Here is a 21,475-nt window from a genome sequence, read left to right as displayed (position 1 = left end):
ATACCTTGAAGGGGGTTAATAGTGGAGAAACATAATGAAGCTTAATAACTCAAAAGAACTGGCTGATTATATAAAGCTGCATCGAAATAATCTGGCACGTACGCAGACCGATGTGGCCGAGCATGTTGGTTTAAAGCAAAAAACCATCTCGGCTATTGAAAATTCCGCCGGTACCTCCCGTATTGATACCCTCTTTAAAATTGCGCATGAATTAGGTCTCTCTATTGAGCTGAAGCCAAAGCAAGAAAATGAAAGCGGCCAAAAGACCGATAGTGGCTGGGATCAGGAGTGGTAATATGGAGCTGATGGTAAGCCTTAACGGGGTCAAAGTAGGTACACTGTTAAAAGACAAGAGCGGTGGGCTCCATTTTTCTTATACCGAACGTTGGATGAAGCGCGCAGGCGCACGGCCTATTTCTTTGTCGCTACCTATTACTAAGCAAAAATACGCTGGCGACGTAGTGTATAACTTCTTCGACAATTTGCTTCCCGATAGTCTAACCATACGAAATAAAATACAGGCTAGGTTCAATGTAGGCTCTGGACATGCGTTCGATCTTTTAGCGGCGGTAGGCAAAGATTGTGTGGGCGCTATTCAATTAGTTTCAGAACAAACCGAGTCTGTACAACAGCTAAACTACAAGGTGCTGTCAGATCTAGACGTTGAGAAGTTATTGCAAGGCTACAAACATACAGCGCTTGGAATGGAAAATGACGATGATGACTTTCGGATTTCAATTGCTGGCGCCCAGGAAAAAACCGCGCTACTTAAAATTGGCCAACAATGGGTGAAACCGACGGGCTCAACACCAACAAGTCACATAATGAAATTACCCATGGGCGAGTTACCGCAAGTGGGTATCGATTTAACCGATAGCTGTGAGAACGAATTTATTTGCCTAGAGCTGGCGAGAGCCTTTGATTTTAATGTGGCTAATGCAGAGGTGCTTTACTTTGGCGACCAGAAAGTTCTAAGCGTTGAACGCTTTGACCGTAAATATGCATCTGACGGTTCATGGCTCATGCGCCTACCCCAAGAAGATTTTTGTCAGGCAATGGGCATTTCATCTGCTCAAAAATACCAATCTGATGGTGGCCCAGGAATTACAGACTGCTTAAATTTGCTCACGGCTTCGTCTAACGGGAAAGATAGAGAAACTTTTTTTAGGACTCAGATATTCTTTTGGCTAATTGCTGCTATTGACGGTCATGGTAAGAATTTTAGCGTATTTTTAGAGCCTGAAAACACGTATAAAATGACCCCTTTATATGATGTCGTGTCGGCGTTTCCTGTAATGACTAAAAAAGCCTTACAGCCGCAAAAGATTAAAATGTCCATGTCTTTAAAAGGTAAAAATACGCACTGGAAATGGAACGATATTCAGCCTCGTCATTTTGTATCGACTGCATTGCAGGTGAAATACCCTTCGGACAAAGCTGCATCACACTACGAATACTTTGTCGATAATGTTGAAAACGCTATTGCTAAAGTCGAAGATAAAATTCCCGATAACTTTCCCCCCTATGTAGCGGAGGCAATTTTTTCTGGACTGAGAAAGCAAGCATCTAAAAAGTTGTTATAAATAACCAGAGATTAAGCGCAACTATACTTGGCCAGTTGTTCTTTTAAAATTCGACACAAGAATTCGAGGAAAATGGCGCACCCGACAGGATTCGAACCTGTGACCTTCGCCTCCGGAGGGCGACGCTCTATCCAGCTGAGCTACGGGTGCATTGAAAATGGCTTAATGTGATAAAAATTTAACCTGTTCTAAAGGAATAAGAACGTGGTGTAGGTAAACTTCCTGCTTAAGCGCGGCGTAATAATACTTAGGCCATGGGCTCGCATCAACTGGTTTATGTAATTCTCTTACTTTAATGGGTTTTAAAGGTACTTTATCCTTACTTTTTATAGGTAATTGGTAGCAAATAGTTGTTCGCCCTTGAATTCCCGTTATAATCTGGCCAGTTATACTTTAATTAAAGTTCGTGATTCCCTGGAGACAGATGTGAAATTGAAAACCTGGTTTATTGTTGCAGCTACAGCACTTACTGTGTTTGCGGCGCAAGCACAAGAAATGAGTAACGACGATATTGCTAACCGTATTAAGCCGGTTGGTCAGATACACGTAGCTGGCGCTGAAGCTGCTGGCCCTGCTGCTGCAGGTGGTGGTGCTAAGTCGGGTGAAGATGTTTATAACTCTGCCTGTGTAGCGTGTCATAGTTCTGGCGTACTTGGTGCACCAAAATTACACGTAGCCGCTGATTGGCAGCCTCGTTTAGACGAAAAAGGCCTAGACGGCGTTTGGCAAAATGCCCTTAACGGCATTAACGCTATGCCTCCTCGTGGAACTTGTGCTTCGTGCTCTGATGATGAAATTAAAGCCGCAATTGAGTACATGATTGAAGGTATATAACCTTCCTCATTTACTAACAATTTGTTGGAAAAAGTAGCGTTTTTCGAGTAGATCGGGTAATTTAACCGCATCTAAGAATAAGCTCTTTTTACTTGCCGGCGAACGGAATGTCATCAGATTCAACGCAATATGAGTTGACAGAAGAAGAGCTGCGGGAAATTATACCGCAGCTTCAACAACTCACTAATAAATATAAGCGTGCTGAACGCGTTCAGAAAGCGCTATTCGACATTTCCGAGCTTGCAAGTTCTGTTAGTCATCTAAACCGCCTTTATACTGCTATTCATGAAATCATTGCTGATTTCATGAACGCTGATAATTTCTTTGTTGCCTTCTATGAACAAGAAAGTCAAATTGTCGACTTCACCTATTTTGTTGACGAATTTGACGAGCAAACTGTGAAGCAATTACCTGCCGATTCGTTAATGGACGGTATGACTGGCTATATACTGCGCACCGGTCAGCATTTGTTTTACAAACGTTCAGAAGAGCAAGTGTTCGCTGAAGATCATGGTATCAAGTTAGTAGGCTCACAGCCTTTCGAATTACTTGGGGTTCCTTTGAAACGTGGCAGCCAGGTAATAGGTGCCATGGTGGTTCAAACCTACGACGACGGCGTGCATTACACCCAAGAAGACTTAGAAGTACTGCTGTTTGTTTCTCAGCACATTGTGACCACGGTTGACCGGGTTAAAAACCGCGAACTTACCGAACGTACCATTCGTGAACGTACTCGCCAGCTAAGAAAAATTAACGACGACCTTCAAGAAGAAATTCTAGAGCGCCAAAAAGTAGAGTCGTTACAGCAAGCCTTGTTTGAAATTTCTGAATTAGCAGCAAACCTAGAAGGCGACATGTCGGTCTTCTATTCTAGCTTGCACGAAATTCTAGCCCGCTTAATTAGTGCACCAAACTGCTTCATCTCTATTATTGATGAATCGAAGCAAATGCTGGAGTTCCCGTATTTCAGTGATATGGAACATGCGGAAGTGGAATCTCGCCCTATGGGGTTGGGGTTAACTGAATTTGTACTGCGTACCGGCCAAGCTGAACTGATTAACCCACCTAGGGTATTAGAACTTGCCGAAGCGGGTGAAATTGACGTGTCTGTTGCCCAAACCATGCTAAACAGTGCCAACTCTTGGCTAGGGTCGCCCCTAGTGGTAGATGGTGAAGTGTTTGGGGTAATTGCGGTGCAAACCTATGGTAAGCATGCCAAATACACCGCAAGAGACTTAGAGCTACTACGCTTTGTTTCGCACCATATTGCAGTAACCATGGAGCGTAAGCGCAGTACTGAAGAAATTCATCGCCACAACAGTGAGCTAGAGCTTAGAGTTGCTGCGCGCACAGCCGAGCTTGATAGAGCTAACAAATACTTAAAGCAGCAGATTGAAGAGCGTAAAGAAATTGAGCTTAAGCTTATTCACGACGCGCATCACGACTCACTTACCGACCTTCCGAACCGGTCAATGTTTACCAGTAGGCTTGAACTAGCCATTGCCAGTAAGCAGCGCTACGCCGAAAACTACTTTGCTGTTTTATTTATCGACTTAGATAGGTTTAAGGTTATTAACGATACCTTAGGCCATCACGCGGGTGATGAGTTCTTAGTTGAAGTGGCTAGGCGTATTGCAATATGCATTCGTGGGCATGACTTGTTAGCCCGATTAGGTGGCGATGAGTTTGTTGTATTACTCGATAATTTTGAAGATTTAACCGACGTACAAGAAGTTGCGTCTCGTATTATCAACTCTATTTCAGAACCATTTTTATTAGACGGCCGCGAAATGTATTCGGGTGCCAGTATCGGTATAGCTAATTTAGAATCGTATTATCGTAGTGCCGATGAAGTACTGCGTGACGCTGATGCCGCTATGTACCAAGCCAAAACTTTGGGCCGTGGCCGATTTGTTATGTTCGATAAGAGCATGCGCGACCGCCTAATTGAAGAACTTGAACTAGAAAACGAATTTCGCCGGGCCTTGCGCGATGAAGAGTTTGAATACTTTTTACAGCCTGTGATTGATTTAAGAGACAACACAACGCTTTATAACGAGATGTATGTGCGTTGGAGTCACCCTACTTTTGGCAAAATAGCCCGAGAGCAGTTTCGCCAAGTGGCTGAACAAAGTGGCTTAACGTTAGATTTAGATTTGTTTCAGTTACGCAAAGCCTGTGAGTTACTGGCCCACGCGAAAACGACAGGTGAAGACACTGGCCGTATTGCGGTGAACGTTTCTATTATTCATTTGCTGCAAGCGTCTATGGTGAATCAAATGATTTCGCTGATAGACGAATACAAAATATCGTCCCATGATCTGGTATTCGAGTTCGATGAAAACGACTTAAATCGCCGTTCACAGTTTATATTACCTGCTATTAAGAAGTTGAAACGCGCTGGGGTTACCTTGGTGCTAGATAACTTTGGTAGCGGTTTAGCATCGCTTAGTTACTTATTTGCCTACCCGTTCGATTTCATCAAAATAGACCACAGGTTTGTGCGTTCGCTACCGCGTTCGCAGCGAAACCTTAAACTTATTCAATCAGTAATGCTTATTTCTGAGCACCTTAAATTTAAGGTTATTGCCGAAGGCGTTGATGCCCCCGCACAGCTAGATGCGCTAACTGACATTGAGTGCAATTATGGGCAGGGTAAAGTGCTTACTCGCGCTACCGTTCTTGATATGAAAAAGCTAGCAGGCTAGCTGTTTGTTGTTATTATCCCCCCGCTATTTATCACTAATATCTTTTCATTCAGATTATCAGTGAGGGTTGTTGCTGTGACTTGTATCACCCTACAATAGTAACCGTCTGCGCTACTTTTTACCCAGCATGTCTCTTAAATTAGCGATACTACTTTGCCCTTTTTGCTGACGCACTTCGGCACTTTCTTTAGGCTTTTGATTTTCCCATTGAAGATCGTCTGTGGGCAGCTCATACAGGAAGCGGCTTGGCTCGGGGTTGATGACTTCACCGAATTGACGGCGCTCTTTTGCTAGACTAAAAATAAGCTCTCGCTGCGCGCGGGTTATGCCTACATACGCCAAGCGACGCTCTTCTTCTACGTTGTCTTCATCTACACTGCTTTGATGCGGTAACAAACCTTCTTCCATGCCCACTAAGAACACAATTGGAAACTCTAGCCCTTTGGAAGCGTGCAGTGTCATTAGTTGTACTTGATCGCCATCGCCGTCGTCTTCGCCTCGCTCCATCATGTCGCGTAAAATAAGGCGGTTTACTACTTCGGTTAGGTTCATGGGACTATCAAGCTCGTTGCCTTCTAGCATGTCGGTTACCCAGCCAAATAGCGTACTCACGTTAGCCATGCCCATTTCAGCCGCTTTAGGGCTAGCGCTTTGTTCGTATAACCATTCTTCGTAGCTCATCGACTTGATCATGCCACGAAGGGCGTCCTTAGTGTCGCCACGAGTTGCGTTATCAGCCACTTCTACTATCCAGCGAGCAAACCCCGATACGGCATCGTAAGCTTTACCAGATAGCACACTGTTCAAATTAGGATGGGTAGCCGCTTCAAACATGGGTACGCCTAAGCTATTGGCAAAGTTGCCGAGTTTTTCCAGCGTTACACGCCCTATGCCGCGACTTGGCGTGTTAATTACCCGTAGTAATGCGTTGTCATCATCTTGGTTCACCAACAAACGCAAGTAAGCCATGATGTCTTTCACTTCGGTGCGCCCGAAGAACGACATACCACCACTAATTTTATATGGAATACGGTTGCTCATCAGTAGCTTTTCGAACAAGCGACTTTGGTGGTTTCCTCGGTATAAAATGGCGTAGTCTTTAAACTTAGTACGGTTCATAAACTTGTGCGCTAACAGTTCAGCCACCACTCGTTCAGCTTCGTGTTCTTCGTTTTTTGCTTCTATGACTCTAAGCTGCTCACCGTATTGCAGTTCTGAGAACAGGGTTTTGTCGAACAAATGGGGGTTGTTCTGAATAAGGATGTTCGCGCAATGCAGTATTCGCCCTGAAGAGCGGTAATTCTGCTGTAGCTTTATTACATTCAAGCGCGGGAAGTCTTGCTGTAGCAAGTTTAAGTTTTGTGGCTTAGCACCGCGCCATGAATAAATAGATTGGTCGTCGTCGCCTACCACGGTAAAGCGCGAGCGCTCACCTACCAATAGCTTTACCAGCTCATATTGACTGGTGTTGGTATCCTGGTACTCATCCACCAGCAGATAACGAATTTTGTTTTGCCACTTGGCTCGTGCGGTTTCACTGGTTTTTAATAGCAGTGTGGGCAACAAAATAAGATCATCGAAATCAAGCGCGTTGTAAGCACGTAAGTTATCTTGATAGCGCTTATAAGCTTCGGCAAATTCCCGTTCACCGGTACTGGTGGCTTGCTTTAATAACGCCTCGGGCAGCAGTAAGTCGTTCTTCCAATTCGAAATACAGCTTTGTAATAGCGAAAGCTGATCTTTGTCGCCGTCTAGCGTGTCTTCGGTTAAATCGGTTAATAGTGCCAACGAGTCTTTGTCATCGAACAATGAAAAACCAGGCTTTAAGCCTAGCTCCTTAATATGGGCTTTTATAATGGTTAGCCCCATGGTGTGAAAGGTACATACCTTCAAACCACGTGCTTCTGGCTTACCTAAGGTTTCGGCTACCCGCTCTTTCATTTCTCGGGCGGCTTTGTTGGTAAAGGTTACCGCGGCGATATACCGTGCTGGCATATCGCAATTTCTTACTAGGTGCGCAATTTTGTTGGTAATAACCCGAGTTTTACCACTGCCGGCACCGGCTAAAACTAAGCAGGGGCCCGACACAAAAGTGACAGCTGATTGTTGCGCATCGTTTAATTTCATTGCGTTCCTAAAACCTAACAGGTGTAATGTGTGCCATGCTTTTCTTTAATGTGCTTTTTCATTGCAAGAAGTGGCGATACCGATAGAATAGAAGCCTATTCTAACGAAGCGCATTATAAGGGAAATCCATGTTGGATCCGAAAAAACTCGAAGATTTAGCGAAACAGATTGCTGACGCCGTACCACCGGGTGTGCGTAACATGGCTGAAGGCGCAGAAGGTAAAATTAAACAGGTTTTACAGTCGCAGCTTTCGAAGCTTGATTTAGTCACTCGTGAAGAGTTCGATATTCAAAGCCAGGTGCTTATTCGCACTCGCGAAAAGTTAGACACAATGGAAGCTCGCATTGTTCAATTAGAAGCGAAAGCGGCAGAAACAACCAAACCTGAATAGCTTTTTACTCATTAATGATAAGCGGTTCATTGTGTTAGCTAATAACTGAACCGCTTAACCTATCCAAAAATTTGCCACTAAACCTAACGTAAATACCAAGCCCACATAGTGATTTTCAATAAAGGCCGTAAAGCAGCCTTCTCGCTGTCTGTTCTTAATAAATTGATACTGGCGGTAAAACAGCCCTGCCCCTATGATTAGCGATAAGTAATACGGCCAATGTGCTTCGATAGCCACGCCAATAAAATACAAAATAACTAGCATGGTGGCTTGAAGCCCAATAATGATAGGCACGTCGTATTTGCCGAATAAAATGGCGGTTGATTTCACCCCTATTTCTAGGTCGTCGTCTCTGTCTACCATGGCATACATGGTGTCGTAGGCTACCGTCCATAATAGATTCGCCACAAACAGCCACCAACCATACGCTGGCACAGTTTCAGACACGGCCATAAACGCCATGGGTATTGCCCACCCAAAGGCAGCACCCAATACCACTTGCGGTAAGTGGGTGTAGCGTTTCATAAAGGGGTAACTAGCAGCTAGTAACAGCGCAATTACAGATAAAGCAACGGTTTGCCAATTTAGCATCAGCACTAACAAGAAGGCCAATACGATTAGACCCGCAAACAGGGTTAGTGCTTGGTTAGTGGTAACTTCGCCCGTGGCCAGTGGCCGCGTGGCAGTGCGTTTTACGCTGCCATCTACTTTTCTATCGGCGTAGTCGTTAATAACACAGCCCGCTGAACGCATAACTACCACGCCGGCGGTAAAAATAAGCGCGATGCCGACACTCGGTAAGCCTTCAGAGGCCATAAGTAATGCCCAAAAAGTAGGCCAAAGCAGCAGGTAAATACCCACTGGCTTATCTAGCCTCATCAGGCGAATATAAGCAGATGGATGCTGCTTTATATGATTGATATTCTGGGCTAGATTAAGAGTCAGTGCCATTGTCGTACCTTGAATAATAAACGGGGGCATCGGGTAGAAATACTTCAGCCACTATCATGCTGTCTTCACCCAACGTAAACAATGAACGTCTGCCCCATAATTGTTGGTCGCGTTCAAAGCCTAATGCTATTGCTGGCAAGCAACATAGTTCAAATTCTGAACGTAAAAACCTAGCATCATTAAACAGTCGCTTACCTAAAGGTTCACTGCCTAAATTTGCTAACTCAGCTTCAACCAAACGCTGAGGAATAACCGAACGAGCAAAAACCCATGGTAGAGTATTGCCACACAACAGTACTTCTCGCACCTGGAATGCCTGTGAAGTCTGATGTGTTAGCGAATTCGATAGCAGGCTTTGCTCATTGGCATGAAGTGCAGTTTCAGCCTGCCCTAGTACGTTTAACGAAAATTGATGGCAAAGCGACTGCACCCGCTCGGTTAACGAACCTGTATCTAACAACCAATTTTTTAAATATGGATTGTTACGGGGCGCACTGTCGGCTTGCATCCACTCTACATTTAGGCCAACGGGAAAGCTGCTAGGAAAACTCACTACCAAATCTCTGTCATAATTTTGCACGATAAAAAAAGTATCATATCACTTGTTGGTGACATGGTGGTTTATCTGATTGCAAATAGCTAGCATATTGATTTTACGTGTACCTTAGTACTTTTGCAGTAGTGTCATTAACCTATGATTTGCTACACTACAGCCTGTCATTTAAATTAATTGGTATTTTCGGCTCAAATCATGACAAAGTCACTTGCTTCACGTTTTATAGCTACCGCTCTATTAGTTAGTAGTGCTTTCACGCCTGCATTTGCGCAAGAAAAGGCAAACTTTGCTTATCTTGGGTTAGAGCCAGACATCGTTACCAATTATATTGGCGAGTCTTCAAAAAAGCTGGGGTACGTTCGCGTTACCGTTGAATTAATGATTTATGACGTAGATCAGTTAGAAATTGCGGAGCACCATATGCCGCTATTACGTGCAACCGCCATCGATATTTTCGGCAGACAACCTGAAGAAAAAGTAAAATCGCTAACGGGCAGAGAAGATATTCGCCGTGCCATTCTTAAAGCGCTTCAAGATCATATGAAAAAAGAAACCGGTGGCGAGGTTGTCAAGAACGTTATTTTCACTAAGTATTTATATCAGGGCTAAACGCTACTACAGCAGCACCGAGTCAATAAAGCAGGCGCTATTGCCCCTGCTTTCGTTTATCGGCCCCAAGACTTAGCAGCCCCGCTAGTAAACAGCCGGTAATTAACCCCGCAGTGTGCGCCGCGTTGGCCATATTCACCCACAAAACATCGGCAAAGCCTAATACTAGCCACACCAACATAAAACCAACTACCGATTTAGGCAGCGACAAGCCCCACTGTGGCTTCAACCAACCTAACCACCATACAAAGCCCATTACGGCGTATACCACCCCCGAAAGACCACCAAAGAGCATTAAGTTACCCTGCACTGGCGTGGTAAACATGGCTTGAGCCACGTTTGATATAATGGCCGACAGTGCAAACACCACAAGCAGCATACTTTTGCCAAAAGTACTCTCAATTTTGGCGCCTAGCATGCACCACCAAAGCAGATTGAAGATAATATGTAGTGCGCTGAAATGAATAAATGCGGGGCCTAATAGCCTCCACCATTCATGATTTTCGGCAAGCACACTAAGTGGCTGCATGAGTAAATGTAGCGCGATAGGACTGAATAAGCCTAACAACGATAAACCGTATACCAGCACGCAAAGCAAAAATACAATGCTAGTAAAAGGCACTGATAAAGCGTTGCTAATAAACCCTTTTGCATCGAACTGACGTGAGGGCACTAAATCGACGTTCTCGCCATGCTGCCAAGCGGCTTGCTGGTATTTAGGATTGTTCGGTTGCTGAATAAATTCTTCAGTAATGGCGCGGGCTTTCAGCGCATCGTTGTCGTCTGCCAATAATACAACAAACTCATCCCCCGCTTCAGTAGGCTTAACCGTGGCGCGAATATTCTGGCTACCTAAGTAGTTAGCCAGTAAATGCGCCACGCCTTGCTGACGAAAAGCAATTAAAGGATGGCTCACGAATTTTCAGACACCACAGACTGGCCTAATCGCCATGCTTCAAAACCGCCATCCATACTATAAACGGTGTTAAAACCTTGCTCAGCAATAACCTGCGCGGCTTGCTGGCTGCTTACGCCGTGATAGCACACCACTACAACAGGGGTTTCTTTTGGCGTTTGTTCTACAAAGGCCGCGAAGTTATCGTTATTTAACGGCTTCGCTTCTGGCATGTGACCATTGGCAAATGATTGTGGGTCACGAATATCTACAATGGCTACATCGCCATTGAAGTTTGCTACGTCTTGTACACTAATGTGTGAAAATGCTGTCATTATTGCCAGTCCAGTATAACTTTGCCTGATTGTCCTGACCCCATGGTATCAAAACCTTTCTGAAAGTCATCAACCGAAAAGGTATGTGTGATGATTGGCGATAAATCTAAGCCACTTTGCAGCAGACTTGCCATTTTGTACCAGGTTTCGAACATTTCACGACCGTATATACCTTTGATCACCAAGCCTTTAAAGATAACTTGGTTCCAATCAACTGAAACATCTTGTGGTGGAATACCTAGCATTGCCACCTTACCGCCGTGATTCATTTTCTTTAGCATGTCGCGAAAGGCTACCGGTACGCCCGACATTTCAAGGCCAACATCAAAGCCTTCACTCATACCAAGCTCGTTCATCACGTCTTGCAAGTCTTCTTTGCTAACATCAACGGCGCGAGTAGCGCCCATCTTGCTGGCAAGCTCTAGGCGATACGGGTTGATGTCGGTGATAACCACATGGCGGGCACCCACGTGACGCGCCACTGCAGCTGCCATAATACCAATAGGGCCTGCACCGGTAATGAGTACATCTTCACCCACTAGGTCAAAACTTAGTGCGGTATGTACGGCATTTCCAAATGGGTCGAAAATAGAAGCCAGTTCATCAGAGATGTTGTCAGGGATTTTGAACGCGTTAAAGGCAGGAATAACCAAATATTCTGCAAATGCGCCTGGACGATTTACGCCTACACCTTCGGTATTGCGGCATAAATGGCGACGGCCTGCACGACAGTTTCTGCAGTGACCACAAGTAATGTGGCCTTCGCCAGACACTCTATCCCCAACAGCAAAGCCGCGTACTTCTTGACCCATGCCAACCACTTCACCAACATACTCATGGCCCACTACCATAGGTACAGGAATGGTTTGTTGAGACCAATCGTCCCAGTTGTAAATATGCATGTCGGTACCGCAAATGGCGGTTTTACGAATTTTGATTAATAAATCGTTGTGGCCAACTTCAGGCTCTTGGGTATCTTGAAGCCAAATACCTTTTTCGGCTTTTGCTTTAACTAACGACTTCATGCAATCACTCCCATTTCACGGCCTACTTCAATAAATGCATCAATGGCTTTGTCTACGTGTTCAATAGAATGCCCTGCTGACATTTGGGTACGAATTCTGGCTTGTCCTTTTGGCACTACTGGGTATGAGAAACCAATCACATAAATGCCTTTTTCAAGCAGCTTGTCTGCCATGTCGCTAGCAATGCGTGCATCGCCTAGCATTACCGGAATGATGGCGTGATCTTTACCAGCAAGGGTAAAGCCCGCGTCTTCCATGCGAGCACGGAAGTGTGCCGAGTTGCGCCACAGTTGTTCGCGTAGTGCGGCGCCATCTTTCATCATCTCGAATACTTTTAAAGACGCCGATACAATAGGTGGCGCAACAGAGTTTGAGAATAAGTAAGGACGAGAGCGTTGACGCAACCATTCAACCACTTCTTTTTTACCTGATGTATAGCCGCCTGATGCGCCGCCTAGGGCTTTACCTAAGGTGCCGGTGATAATATCAACGCGACCCATTACGCCGCAGTATTCATGGCTACCTTTGCCATTTTCGCCTAAAAACCCCGTGGCGTGGCAATCGTCTACCATTACCAATGCATCGTACTTTTCAGCCAGATCACAAATCCCTGCTAGGTTGGCAATAACACCGTCCATCGAGAATACGCCATCTGTGGCAATCACTTTAAAGCGTGCCCCGTCGGCAATGGCTTGCTTAAGCTGGTCTTCCAATGCTTCCATGTCGTTGTTGGCATAACGGTAGCGCTTAGCTTTACATAAACGTACGCCGTCGATGATGCTGGCATGGTTTAGCGCATCGGAAATAATAGCGTCTTCTGGGCCAAGTAAGGTTTCAAATAACCCACCGTTAGCATCGAAGCATGAGGGGTATAAAATGGTATCTTCGGTACCTAGGAAGCCACTGATTTCAGTTTCTAGCTGCTTGTGTATGTCTTGCGTACCACAAATAAAGCGCACAGACGCCATACCAAACCCGTGGGTTTCAAGGCCGTTTTTGGCCGCAGCGATAAGGTCGGGGTGATTAGCCAACCCCAAATAGTTGTTCGCACAGAAGTTGATGACATGCTCGCCATTAGCCACGTCTATATCTGCTTGTTGCTGTGAAGTAATAACGCGCTCTTTTTTATACAGACCATCTTCTTTAGTGGCCTCAATTTGCGCTTGCAGGTGAGAGATAAATGCCGCTGACATGTCAGACTCCGAAATTAAAAAAAATGTATTTTAAAGAAAGCGATAGAAAGCTTACACAAGAAAGGGGGCGTTTTAACAGTTTTAAAACTCGCAGCCGTAAACTTTTTCGTACACTTGTTAGCTATAGCTAACAAATCTAGCAGGCTAGTAGGCCTTACTCGTTAGATTGCGTGCTGTCCCATATGCCCAAGTGTACGTTTTTGCTTAGGGTAGTCCAAATATCTGGCTCTGGAATAGGCCGACTAATTAAGTACCCCTGCCCCATCTGACAATCAAAGTGACATAGCATTTCAAATTGCTCTGCTGTTTCAATACCTTCAGCTACCACAATTAACCCCATTTTTCGCACCATGGCAATAGTGGAATGCACGATGTTTCTATCGTCAGCATTCTCGATGATATTGGCAACGAATGAACGGTCGATTTTTATGAAGTCTGCAGGTAGTGATTTTAAGTAACTGAGTGACGAATAGCCCGTTCCAAAATCATCAATGGCCAGTGTACACCCCATATCTCTAATAGTACGCATAATAGAGGTTGCCCGCTCAATATCGGTGACCAATACCGTTTCAGTTAATTCCAAACATACTTGGGATGGCGAAATATCATTGCGAATAATTTGTTGCTGTAAAAAATCAGGAAGACTGGGATCGAGAAACTGCCCCGCAGAGAGGTTAATCGCTAACTTCACATTCGGGTAACCGTTCGCGTTAAGCTCTCTAATGAGGTAGGTAGCCTTGGCTATCACCCAGTAATCAAGCTCTAGCATGAAAGAGGTATTTTCAAGCGAAGGAATAAACTCTGCCGGTGATATGGTGCCCTTAACAGGGTGATACCAACGAAGCAGTGCTTCGAACCCTATTAACTCATTGGTTCGCAGGTCGATTTGTGGCTGCAAGGCTAAACTAAACTGACTTTCCCTTAGGGCCACCCGCGCTTCGGCTTCAAGTTCAACCTTTTTCATTACCTTCAGGTTCATGGTGGCATCGTAAACTCTAAAGCTCGCGCCTTTTTTCGATTTTGCTTCGTACATAGCAATATCGGCATGCCGCAATAGCTCCACTGGCGTAGCTCTGGCATGGCGGCTCACGGCTACACCTATACTGATAGAGACGTAGAATTGCATGCCATCCACTTCAATGGGCTGGTCGAATTCTTCAATAATTTTCTTCGCAACGTGTTCCACTTGTTCTTTGTTTTCGATGCTAGATAACAATACAACGAACTCGTCACCACCAAATCGTGACGCAATATCGGTTTCCCTGATAGGTCGTGATATCCGCATAGCGGCTGCTTTTAAAAGCTTATCCCCCACGTCATGACCATAGCTGTCGTTGACTTTTTTAAAGTCGTCTAAGTCCATGAACATCAGTGCAACCAACCTATCGTCTCGCGCGGAGTGGGCAAGTTGGTTTTCAATCTGAAAGGTCAGCATATTCCGATTTGGCAGGCCGGTAAGCACATCAAACATAGCCATTTTTTCAAGCTTGGCAGTATTCACCGCCATTTGGCCATCGAAATCTTCCAACTGTTTTGCCAGTGCATTGGCGGCATCCTCTACCACATCAAGTTCGTCGTTTAATCGCCAAAGCGATGCGTGCTGCTTTTTTTCAACCAGTTTGCGGTATTCGATAAATTTGTGGTCGGCAAGCATAGGCAAACGTTCACTTATACCTAATAGCCTCAAGCGGTATTGATTAAGAAAGAGCCTTAGAAGCAATGAGAACACGATAAACAGCACAATCGCACTGATTATAACCAGTAGTTCGTACTGCTCTTTTTGATGTACTAATGCAGAAATATCTTGCACAACCATGAGGTAAGGCTGCTCTGTTAAGCTGTGGGGGAAGGCCAATAAACTGACCGATAGTTCTTTTCCTTGAAACGACACCCGAAGCCCTTTAACCACTAACTTTTCTACACTCCAATCTTTAGGGAAGGCGGCAATGAGCTCGGCTAAATAATCTTGGTTAGATTGTGAAAGCTGGCTGGACAGCGTTAAGGCGGGTTCATTTTCAGTGCCTTGTTTATGCTGAACCATCACAACCTTATGAGCGTCGGTAGAGCGATTAAACAACGACAAAAGTTCACGCAATGAAGCAGACAAAATAACGACAGGAACCACCTCGTCATCGGTCATAATAGGCACTGATAAATAATGTGTGCATACACCCTCGCAGCGAATTAACGCTCTACTGCTAAGAGACTGCTGCGTGCTACGCACCAATTTTAGAACAAAATCACTGACGGGGGCTGGCTGCTCTCCTACTACGCCGTCTTGGTCAAACAGATACAACTGTTCCACATGAAAGTTCAGCATCAGGTATTCCTGATTTCGCTGAAGTTTTTCATAAAAATAATCTAAATCTTGATGCTTCGCCATTTCGATGTGGCTAAACATGTCTACCCATAACACCATACGGTTATGCAGAATATCTTCAAAAAGCTGAAGTCGACGCTGGTTTTTTAGTTGCTCTTCTTGCTGCTGAAAAACCAGGCTTGAATCAGACTCTCGAATCAGCACCATAGAAATGACCACTGTGACGGTTAGCACCATCGCCATCAACATAATGATGGTTTTAGTGGTAAAGGACATCTCCACTTTCATGAGTTAACCTAGAACCAGTACATCAGCTGTACAGACCACATACGCCAGTGTTCCTGCGAATGATCTCTTATACTAGGGTCGAGTAAGCTCACGACTCTTGCGGCTCCGTCAACCCAATGATGCTCGGCCTGTAAACGCCATCTAGGCGAGATATCCCACCTTGCCCCAACGGTCACTGTATCCATATAACCAAAGTAAGAAGGAACAAGGCCCCCAGTACTTATTTCAAGGGCATCCCCATTGGGATCATTGTCGTTGTTCACATAGGTGTCGTAGCCAATAAGGCCGCTAAAACGGTTGTTAAATAGGTACCTAAATTGAACAAAACCGCCTTCACCGGTTAGCCTATCGACATAATCAGGTGCAAAGAGGCCATCATATTCTTGTAATTCTCTTACTAGCTCGGTACTTAATTGCCATTTTTCGCTAAAATATTGCATAGAAAACATTAATCTACGAATGCTAGCGCCACCGTCTAATCGATTGTCCACTTCTGCTGCCTTATATCCGAAATCGGACTCAAGCCAACTTACGCCAACTCTCCAAGCCATACTAGCCGGTTGCCAAAAAGCGCTGGCTTGGTGCACAAAGTCTTGCTCTATACTCCCCTTGGCATCGTCGCCTAGGAAGAAGTCTCTTTGAGCGTCATTCAATGGAGAACGACCGTAACTCCAATTTACTTCCCAAATGTTGTCCGTTGAGTATTTCTTAAATTTTGCCTGAAGCCCGTCACTACCTAACGCGATATCACGAAAGCCATCGAAGTAAACTGATTGAGGGAGAACCGTGGTATCTCTCGTTTGGGGAACATCGCGAGTTACTGAATATAACCAGTGCGTATTTTTGAAGCGGCCTATGTGTACTTGTGCTTGCCACCCAGCCACATCGGGCATAGTCCAATCTACAAACAGATAATCTAACCTTGTCCCCTTTTCAAACCTATTCCCCGCATCCAAATAAACCACCTGCCCGGCAACTGATAAATTATTACTCAAGCGGTAATGGCCGTTAATACCTACTTCAGACAACTCACCAGTAATATTATTATCTTCGGTAATAAAATTGCCATCAATCGATTGTGTTAGTCCTTGCGCTATATACCCATGCCATGAAAACTTAGGCTCTTCTTGTGCCATGACCATTGAGCTAGATGCCGCAAGTAAAACCGCGCGTAGAAACCATACGAACACTTGCTTATTCATTGTTCACGCACCTCAATAATTTGTTCATTTTTTATTTTGTCGATATCTGCATACCCTATAGCGCCTGCAGTACTCTCTACCATTTTAAGAAGGGCTTCTTGGGATGATACCCGTGTAGGTGTAACACCTTGACCAGAATACGTAAGTTGGTCCCAAAGGCGAGAGAGTTGGTAAGGAAACATTTGTAAGTTTTCACGACAAAATGCTTTGTGTAGAGTGTGAACATCTTCAAGCACAACAACGTGGATTTTTTCTCCGTCGCGCCAGTATTGTTTGTGGCCGGTAAATATTTGGCGCAATTCTGACTGAGTAAGGGATGTGGTATCCACTGACTCATTGGCGACCACGACGGCCTGTTGTGCGAGCGCAACTGGACTACAAGTTAAAAATAGCATGCTGAGCACCAGTGCCGAGTACTCGGTATTGCTAGTTAAAGCTCGTATTCGCTTAATCAATGCGAGCATAATCACCAAAGGGGGCTCTCCATGTCTTAGAAAAATTGGCGCGTGTAAGCTAAGTGTAGATAATGGTTAAAAGAAATTCCCAGAAATAGTGCGTATTCGTTAAAGCACTGCTTTAATTTTTGAAAAAACCGCATCAGTGGTAACACCTTTCATCAAGTTATCGCCCTTCGCGCGAATTCCCCAAGGTAATTGTTCCCACTTTTTTCCTTTTTGCTTTTCAATACACGCATCGTACACAGAAACCGTGTTATCTATACTGTTATACGGCCCCGTGCGAATAGGGTTCGAATGCGCATATAATCCAATAACGGGTGTGCCTACGGTAGTAGCCATGTGAGCAGGACCGGTATCGGGTGCAAGCACTAAACTCGCGTGCTTTAGCAATACCAATAATTGGTGAAGACTGGTTTTGCCAGTAAAGTCTGCTTTTATACTTGGCTTATACGCTGAAATAGCATTGGCAGTGGTTTTATCGAGCTCACCAGGCCCCCCGACTAATATGACTGATTTACCTTGTTGTGATAAGTAGTCAGCAGTTTCAGCGTACCTTTCAGGAAGCCAGTTACGTTCTGCCTTGCTGGCAGCAGGCGCAATTACAACATAGTCGCCTAATGCCTCGGCTTGCTTTCTACCCCAACGCTCATCTTCTTCGCTAACAGGAATATTCCATGATGGCGTATCGACTTTTGGTACACCTAGCGCATCGGCAAAATCCATAAAGCCATCAAGCACGTGAGAGTATTGACGTGGCGCGACTCGCTCGTTAGCGAATAACCAGTGCAGCTCTTTGCTTCTGGCCCAGTCGAAGCCAATTCTGCGCTTCGCCTTTATAACTCTAGAGGCTAGGTTCGCGCGCAGGGCAACTTGCATCATAAGCAGTGCGTCGAAGGTTTCACCTTTCACTGCATTTTTTAAGCTCTCAACGGCGGCTTTGCCTTGTTTTTTATCAAAAATGATAAAGCGCACATTCGGCATTAGCTTAACCAGCTGATACTCTACCTTGCCAATGACCCAAGTTAACTCAGCGTCCGGCCAATGGGTTTGAATACGTGTTACCATAGCGGCTGCATGGCAGACATCACCAATAGCAGATAGACGCATTAAGCAAATCTTTTTTCCCACAAATGCTCTCTCGTTGCTGAAATGCCGAAATAATTCATTAGAATGGTAAATTTTACCATAAGTAACGGGCGTCATGGCGATAATACGACGAGACTTAGGTGCTGGGCATCACTTCTTATACAACGATGAACTCATGACTGAACCTAGCGTAGATATGTTCAGTCATGAATTTTGGCTATTCCAAAATAAAATTACCGGTGAGGCCAAAGGCCGTGGTACCACTGTTTTTATCGACCATGATGCTCAGCATTGGGTGCTACGACATTTTAAGCGTGGCGGATTGGTTGGGAAATTACTTAGTGATCAGTATTTTTTTCTTGGTGTAGAGCGTTCTCGTCCGTTTGAAGAGTTTCGCCTTTTGACTAAAATGCGAGAACATGGCCTTCGCGTGCCTGTACCGGTTGGCGCCCGTATTCATCGCCGTGGTTTTATTTATCGTGGGGATCTTATTACCCAGAATATTCCGGCAAGCCAAGACTTGCATCACATGCTTACCCGAGAACCCTTATCAAAAGATGATTGGTATGCGGTGGGCGAAGCTTTGGCTAAAATGCATGCCTGCCAGATTTATCATCACGATGCGAACATCAGAAATATTATGATGGATAATGAGCGTAATATTTGGTTGATAGATTTTGATCGCTGTCATGAACGTCGCGGACACCATTGGAAGAAAGATAACCTGTCCCGTTTGTTACGCTCGTTGAATAAAGAAAAAGGCTTGAATACCCAGTTTTACTGGACTCAAGATGACTGGCAGTATTGTTTAGCGGGCTATAGAAGCAGCTGAATTGCAATTGCATCTACCCATATTTATCGATACTGTTGCCCTACAACAATAAAGATTAGATTAACATGCATACACGAGCACTTTATCCAGGCACTTTTGATCCCATTACCAATGGGCACGCAGACCTGATAGAAAGGGCATCACAGCTTTTCTCTCGGGTCATAGTTGGTATTGCCGCGAACCCCAGCAAACAACCCTTATTCACCCTTGATGAAAGAGTGGAAATGATTCGCAAGGTCACCGCCGATTTACCGAATGTAGAAGTGATGGGTTTCACGGGCTTACTTGCAGATTTTGCCGATGAACAACAAGCCACCATTCTTATTCGCGGATTACGTGCGGTATCTGATTTCGAATACGAATTTCAGCTAGCCAACATGAATCGCCGTTTGAATCCAAAATTAGAAAGTGTGTTTTTGACACCAGCAGAAGAAAACTCTTTTATATCATCTACGTTAGTAAAAGAAGTGGCGCTGCATCGGGGTAAAGTAGGTGGTTTTTGCCATCCGGTGGTCGATCAAGCATTGCAAGATAGACTGCGCCGCGAAGACTAAAACACTTTAATAATAATATTGTAAAACACACTGGTCTCAACCTGCCTATTGAGCGCAGTGTGTTCTATCTAGCGTCTATACTGACTAGCGCTGACACTGTTTACAAAAGAATGTATTTCGCTGGCCAATCACCTTGCTTTGTATTTCTGTTTTGCATACCTCACATGGTTCCCCTTTTCTTCCATACACATTTAAATGCTGTGCAAAGTACCCAGGGTTACCATCGGTTTGTGCAAAATCTTTTAGCGTTGTGCCGCCTTGTTCTATCGCTTTTGCTAATACTTGTTTAATAATTTGCGTAAGGTTCTTATAGCGGGCGCGGCTTACTTTACCCGCCTCTCTTCTTGGGTCGATACCCGCTAAAAATAAAGCTTCGTTGGCATAAATATTCCCTACGCCCACCACAACAGCGTTATCCATGATGAAGTTTTTTACCGTACTTTTTTTGCCTCTAGACAGAGTGAACAAACGTGTATCATCGAAATCGTCAGTTAATGGCTCTGGCCCAAGGTTGGCAAGTAATTTCAACGCTTCCCCTGGGGGTTGCCATAAGAAGGCCCCAAAACGTCTAGGGTCGTTAAAACGTAAGCATTTCCCCGAAGCCATTACGATATCCACATGATCGTGTTTCGCAACAGGTGTAGACGCATCAATGACTCGCAACTTACCCGACATACCTAAATGCAAAATAAGCGTGCCCGCTTCGGTTTCGATCATGAGGTATTTGGCTCTACGCTTAACGGCTGTCACCTTCTGATCGATAGCTAACGCCACTTCCTCGGGAATAGGCCAGCGCATTCTGCGTTCACGCACAATGATATTTTCTATCGTTTCGTTTAGCAGATAAGGAGAAACGCCTAAACGGCTTACTTCAACTTCTGGTAACTCAGGCATTTTCCCCTCCACCTTTGGGTGATCTAATTCGTTGTAATGAAGATTGGTTAAGTGTCATAGGTTACGGGTAGCAATGATTAGGCTAATACGCTTAATTAACTAGCGGGTTCACTAAGCCAAGGAAGAAGCGTATGCAGCTCAGTATTTTCAAGGGTGTACCAAACGCCGTTGTACTTTACGGTAACCGGCTGCGTATTGTTATAAAACGCAAAGACATGGCCATTTGCTTGCCCTGCTAGCCAGATAACCACCACTATGGGCTCAATTGAGTGAAATGCTTCGTCAACCAAAGACGTGGTTTTAAGCTGAGCAACTTGCCACGCTGCAATTTGATCCTGTGCTGATACTGGTAAGTCGCCTTCAGAGGACACTTGACGCCACTGCTGCCCGTTTCTCTCTAACTTGTTACTGGCATGCTCTATTTTAAGTACGTAGGCGTCAGGTGGCAGTAGCGGCCTTAATTCGGGAGCACTTCGTTTAGGCAGAAAACTATCTAAATTGAAAAGCGCAATCATGACCAACATGGCAACTATAACCACATTGTTCATAGCGCGTTGTGAGAGTCTTGCCACCAGCAGTCCTATTTAACGAATATAGTTTGTATGGTAATGCCTGAGACTGACATATTCCAGC

At 44.8% G+C, this 21,475-nt stretch carries 21 protein-coding genes and 1 tRNA gene; 8 read left to right on the top strand and 14 right to left on the bottom strand.

The features are described from left to right. The first annotated feature begins 34 nt into the window (after window positions 1–34). Together JKP82_RS19920 and JKP82_RS19915 are read left to right on the top strand one after the other, a co-directional pair. Complete coding sequence (locus JKP82_RS19920) at window positions 35–295, top strand: helix-turn-helix domain-containing protein (protein ID WP_159527915.1); 261 nt, start codon at window positions 35–37, stop codon at window positions 293–295. A 1-nt stretch (window position 296) separates the two neighbouring features. Then, the gene (locus JKP82_RS19915) at window positions 297–1,583 is read left to right on the top strand and encodes a type II toxin-antitoxin system HipA family toxin (protein ID WP_218398439.1); all 1,287 of its coding nucleotides are present in this window, start codon (window positions 297–299) and stop codon (window positions 1,581–1,583) included. Window positions 1,584–1,656: 73 nt separating this feature from the next. Here the strand turns inward: JKP82_RS19915 and JKP82_RS19910 are convergent. Continuing rightward, window positions 1,657–1,733 (bottom strand) — tRNA-Arg (locus JKP82_RS19910). A 276-nt stretch (window positions 1,734–2,009) separates the two neighbouring features. Between JKP82_RS19910 and JKP82_RS19905 the strand changes: the two genes are divergently transcribed. Together JKP82_RS19905 and JKP82_RS19900 are read left to right on the top strand one after the other, a co-directional pair. Continuing rightward, entirely contained in the window at window positions 2,010–2,417 is a 408-nt protein-coding gene (locus JKP82_RS19905; protein ID WP_159527913.1) for a c-type cytochrome, read from the top strand. A gap of 107 nt (window positions 2,418–2,524) precedes the next feature. Then, complete coding sequence (locus tag JKP82_RS19900; RefSeq protein WP_159527912.1) at window positions 2,525–5,125, top strand: sensor domain-containing phosphodiesterase; 2,601 nt, start codon at window positions 2,525–2,527, stop codon at window positions 5,123–5,125. Between the two features lie 111 nt (window positions 5,126–5,236). Here JKP82_RS19900 and rep read toward each other — a convergent pair whose 3' ends face one another. Continuing rightward, window positions 5,237–7,252 carry a DNA helicase Rep gene (gene rep / locus JKP82_RS19895; RefSeq protein WP_218398437.1) on the bottom strand — a complete coding sequence of 672 codons (2,016 nt, stop codon included), beginning with the start codon at window positions 7,250–7,252 and terminating at the stop codon, window positions 5,237–5,239. 128 nt (window positions 7,253–7,380) lie between these two features. Here rep and ubiK point away from each other — a divergent pair, with 128 nt between their 5' ends. Continuing rightward, entirely contained in the window at window positions 7,381–7,644 is a 264-nt protein-coding gene (gene ubiK, locus JKP82_RS19890; protein WP_218398435.1) for a ubiquinone biosynthesis accessory factor UbiK, read from the top strand. A 54-nt stretch (window positions 7,645–7,698) separates the two neighbouring features. On the opposite strand, the gene ubiA is transcribed toward ubiK, so the two are convergent. After that, window positions 7,699–8,595 (bottom strand): 4-hydroxybenzoate octaprenyltransferase, encoded by an 897-nt coding sequence (gene ubiA, locus JKP82_RS19885; RefSeq protein WP_220100017.1) that lies wholly within the window; start codon window positions 8,593–8,595, stop codon window positions 7,699–7,701. Beyond that, window positions 8,579–9,148, bottom strand: a complete 570-nt coding sequence (locus tag JKP82_RS19880) for a chorismate--pyruvate lyase family protein (protein ID WP_218398433.1) — start codon at window positions 9,146–9,148, stop codon at window positions 8,579–8,581. The genes ubiA and JKP82_RS19880 overlap by 17 nt, the downstream gene beginning before the upstream one ends. A 198-nt stretch (window positions 9,149–9,346) precedes the next feature. Between JKP82_RS19880 and JKP82_RS19875 the strand changes: the two genes are divergently transcribed. Further along, the gene (locus tag JKP82_RS19875) at window positions 9,347–9,760 is read left to right on the top strand and encodes a flagellar basal body-associated protein FliL (RefSeq protein ID WP_159527908.1); all 414 of its coding nucleotides are present in this window, start codon (window positions 9,347–9,349) and stop codon (window positions 9,758–9,760) included. 37 nt (window positions 9,761–9,797) lie between these two features. Here the strand turns inward: JKP82_RS19875 and glpG are convergent, their stop codons facing one another. The 8 genes from glpG to JKP82_RS19835 all read right to left on the bottom strand — a co-directional run bounded on the left by glpG (window position 9,798) and on the right by JKP82_RS19835 (window position 18,583). Further along, window positions 9,798–10,676, bottom strand: a complete 879-nt coding sequence (gene glpG / locus JKP82_RS19870; RefSeq protein WP_159527907.1) for a rhomboid family intramembrane serine protease GlpG — start codon at window positions 10,674–10,676, stop codon at window positions 9,798–9,800. Then, complete coding sequence (gene glpE, locus JKP82_RS19865) at window positions 10,673–10,990, bottom strand: thiosulfate sulfurtransferase GlpE (protein ID WP_013786137.1); 318 nt, start codon at window positions 10,988–10,990, stop codon at window positions 10,673–10,675. The genes glpG and glpE overlap by 4 nt, the downstream gene beginning before the upstream one ends. Beyond that, entirely contained in the window at window positions 10,990–12,015 is a 1,026-nt protein-coding gene (gene tdh, locus JKP82_RS19860) for an L-threonine 3-dehydrogenase (protein WP_159527906.1), read from the bottom strand. The genes glpE and tdh overlap by 1 nt, the downstream gene beginning before the upstream one ends. Further along, window positions 12,012–13,208, bottom strand: a complete 1,197-nt coding sequence (kbl, locus tag JKP82_RS19855; protein WP_159527905.1) for a glycine C-acetyltransferase — start codon at window positions 13,206–13,208, stop codon at window positions 12,012–12,014. Before kbl ends, tdh begins: the two co-directional genes overlap by 4 nt. A gap of 154 nt (window positions 13,209–13,362) precedes the next feature. Next, window positions 13,363–15,816: a bifunctional diguanylate cyclase/phosphodiesterase gene (locus JKP82_RS19850; RefSeq protein WP_159527904.1), complete on the bottom strand. Its 2,454-nt coding sequence runs from the start codon at window positions 15,814–15,816 to the stop codon at window positions 13,363–13,365. Between the two features lie 8 nt (window positions 15,817–15,824). Beyond that, a complete protein-coding gene (locus JKP82_RS19845; protein ID WP_159527903.1) occupies window positions 15,825–17,018 on the bottom strand; it encodes a hypothetical protein in 1,194 nt (397 codons plus the stop codon). Then, entirely contained in the window at window positions 17,015–17,413 is a 399-nt protein-coding gene (locus tag JKP82_RS19840; RefSeq protein WP_232370547.1) for a substrate-binding domain-containing protein, read from the bottom strand. Before JKP82_RS19840 ends, JKP82_RS19845 begins: the two co-directional genes overlap by 4 nt. A gap of 168 nt (window positions 17,414–17,581) precedes the next feature. Beyond that, window positions 17,582–18,583, bottom strand: coding sequence for a glycosyltransferase family 9 protein (locus JKP82_RS19835; RefSeq protein WP_049791843.1), 1,002 nt, complete (start codon window positions 18,581–18,583; stop codon window positions 17,582–17,584). Between the two features lie 94 nt (window positions 18,584–18,677). On the opposite strand from JKP82_RS19835, the gene JKP82_RS19830 reads away from it, so the two are divergent. Beyond that, window positions 18,678–19,394, top strand: a complete 717-nt coding sequence (locus tag JKP82_RS19830; RefSeq protein ID WP_013786144.1) for a 3-deoxy-D-manno-octulosonic acid kinase — start codon at window positions 18,678–18,680, stop codon at window positions 19,392–19,394. A gap of 65 nt (window positions 19,395–19,459) precedes the next feature. Next, window positions 19,460–19,948, top strand: coding sequence for a pantetheine-phosphate adenylyltransferase (gene coaD / locus JKP82_RS19825; protein WP_159527901.1), 489 nt, complete (start codon window positions 19,460–19,462; stop codon window positions 19,946–19,948). A gap of 84 nt (window positions 19,949–20,032) precedes the next feature. On the opposite strand, the gene mutM is transcribed toward coaD, so the two are convergent. Both mutM and JKP82_RS19815 read right to left on the bottom strand, forming a co-directional pair. Further along, on the bottom strand, window positions 20,033–20,842 hold the full coding sequence (gene mutM, locus JKP82_RS19820) for a bifunctional DNA-formamidopyrimidine glycosylase/DNA-(apurinic or apyrimidinic site) lyase (protein ID WP_159527900.1): 810 nt from the start codon (window positions 20,840–20,842) through the stop codon (window positions 20,033–20,035). 95 nt (window positions 20,843–20,937) lie between these two features. Continuing rightward, a complete protein-coding gene (locus JKP82_RS19815; protein WP_309475350.1) occupies window positions 20,938–21,414 on the bottom strand; it encodes a hypothetical protein in 477 nt (158 codons plus the stop codon). Window positions 21,415–21,475 lie beyond the last annotated feature (61 nt).

The organism is Alteromonas lipotrueae, from assembly GCF_019249215.1.
Classification (GTDB): Bacteria; Pseudomonadota; Gammaproteobacteria; order Enterobacterales; family Alteromonadaceae; genus Alteromonas; species Alteromonas lipotrueae.
The sequence above is the reverse complement of the archived record's forward strand: the minus strand, read 5'-3'. Positions and strand labels throughout refer to the sequence as shown.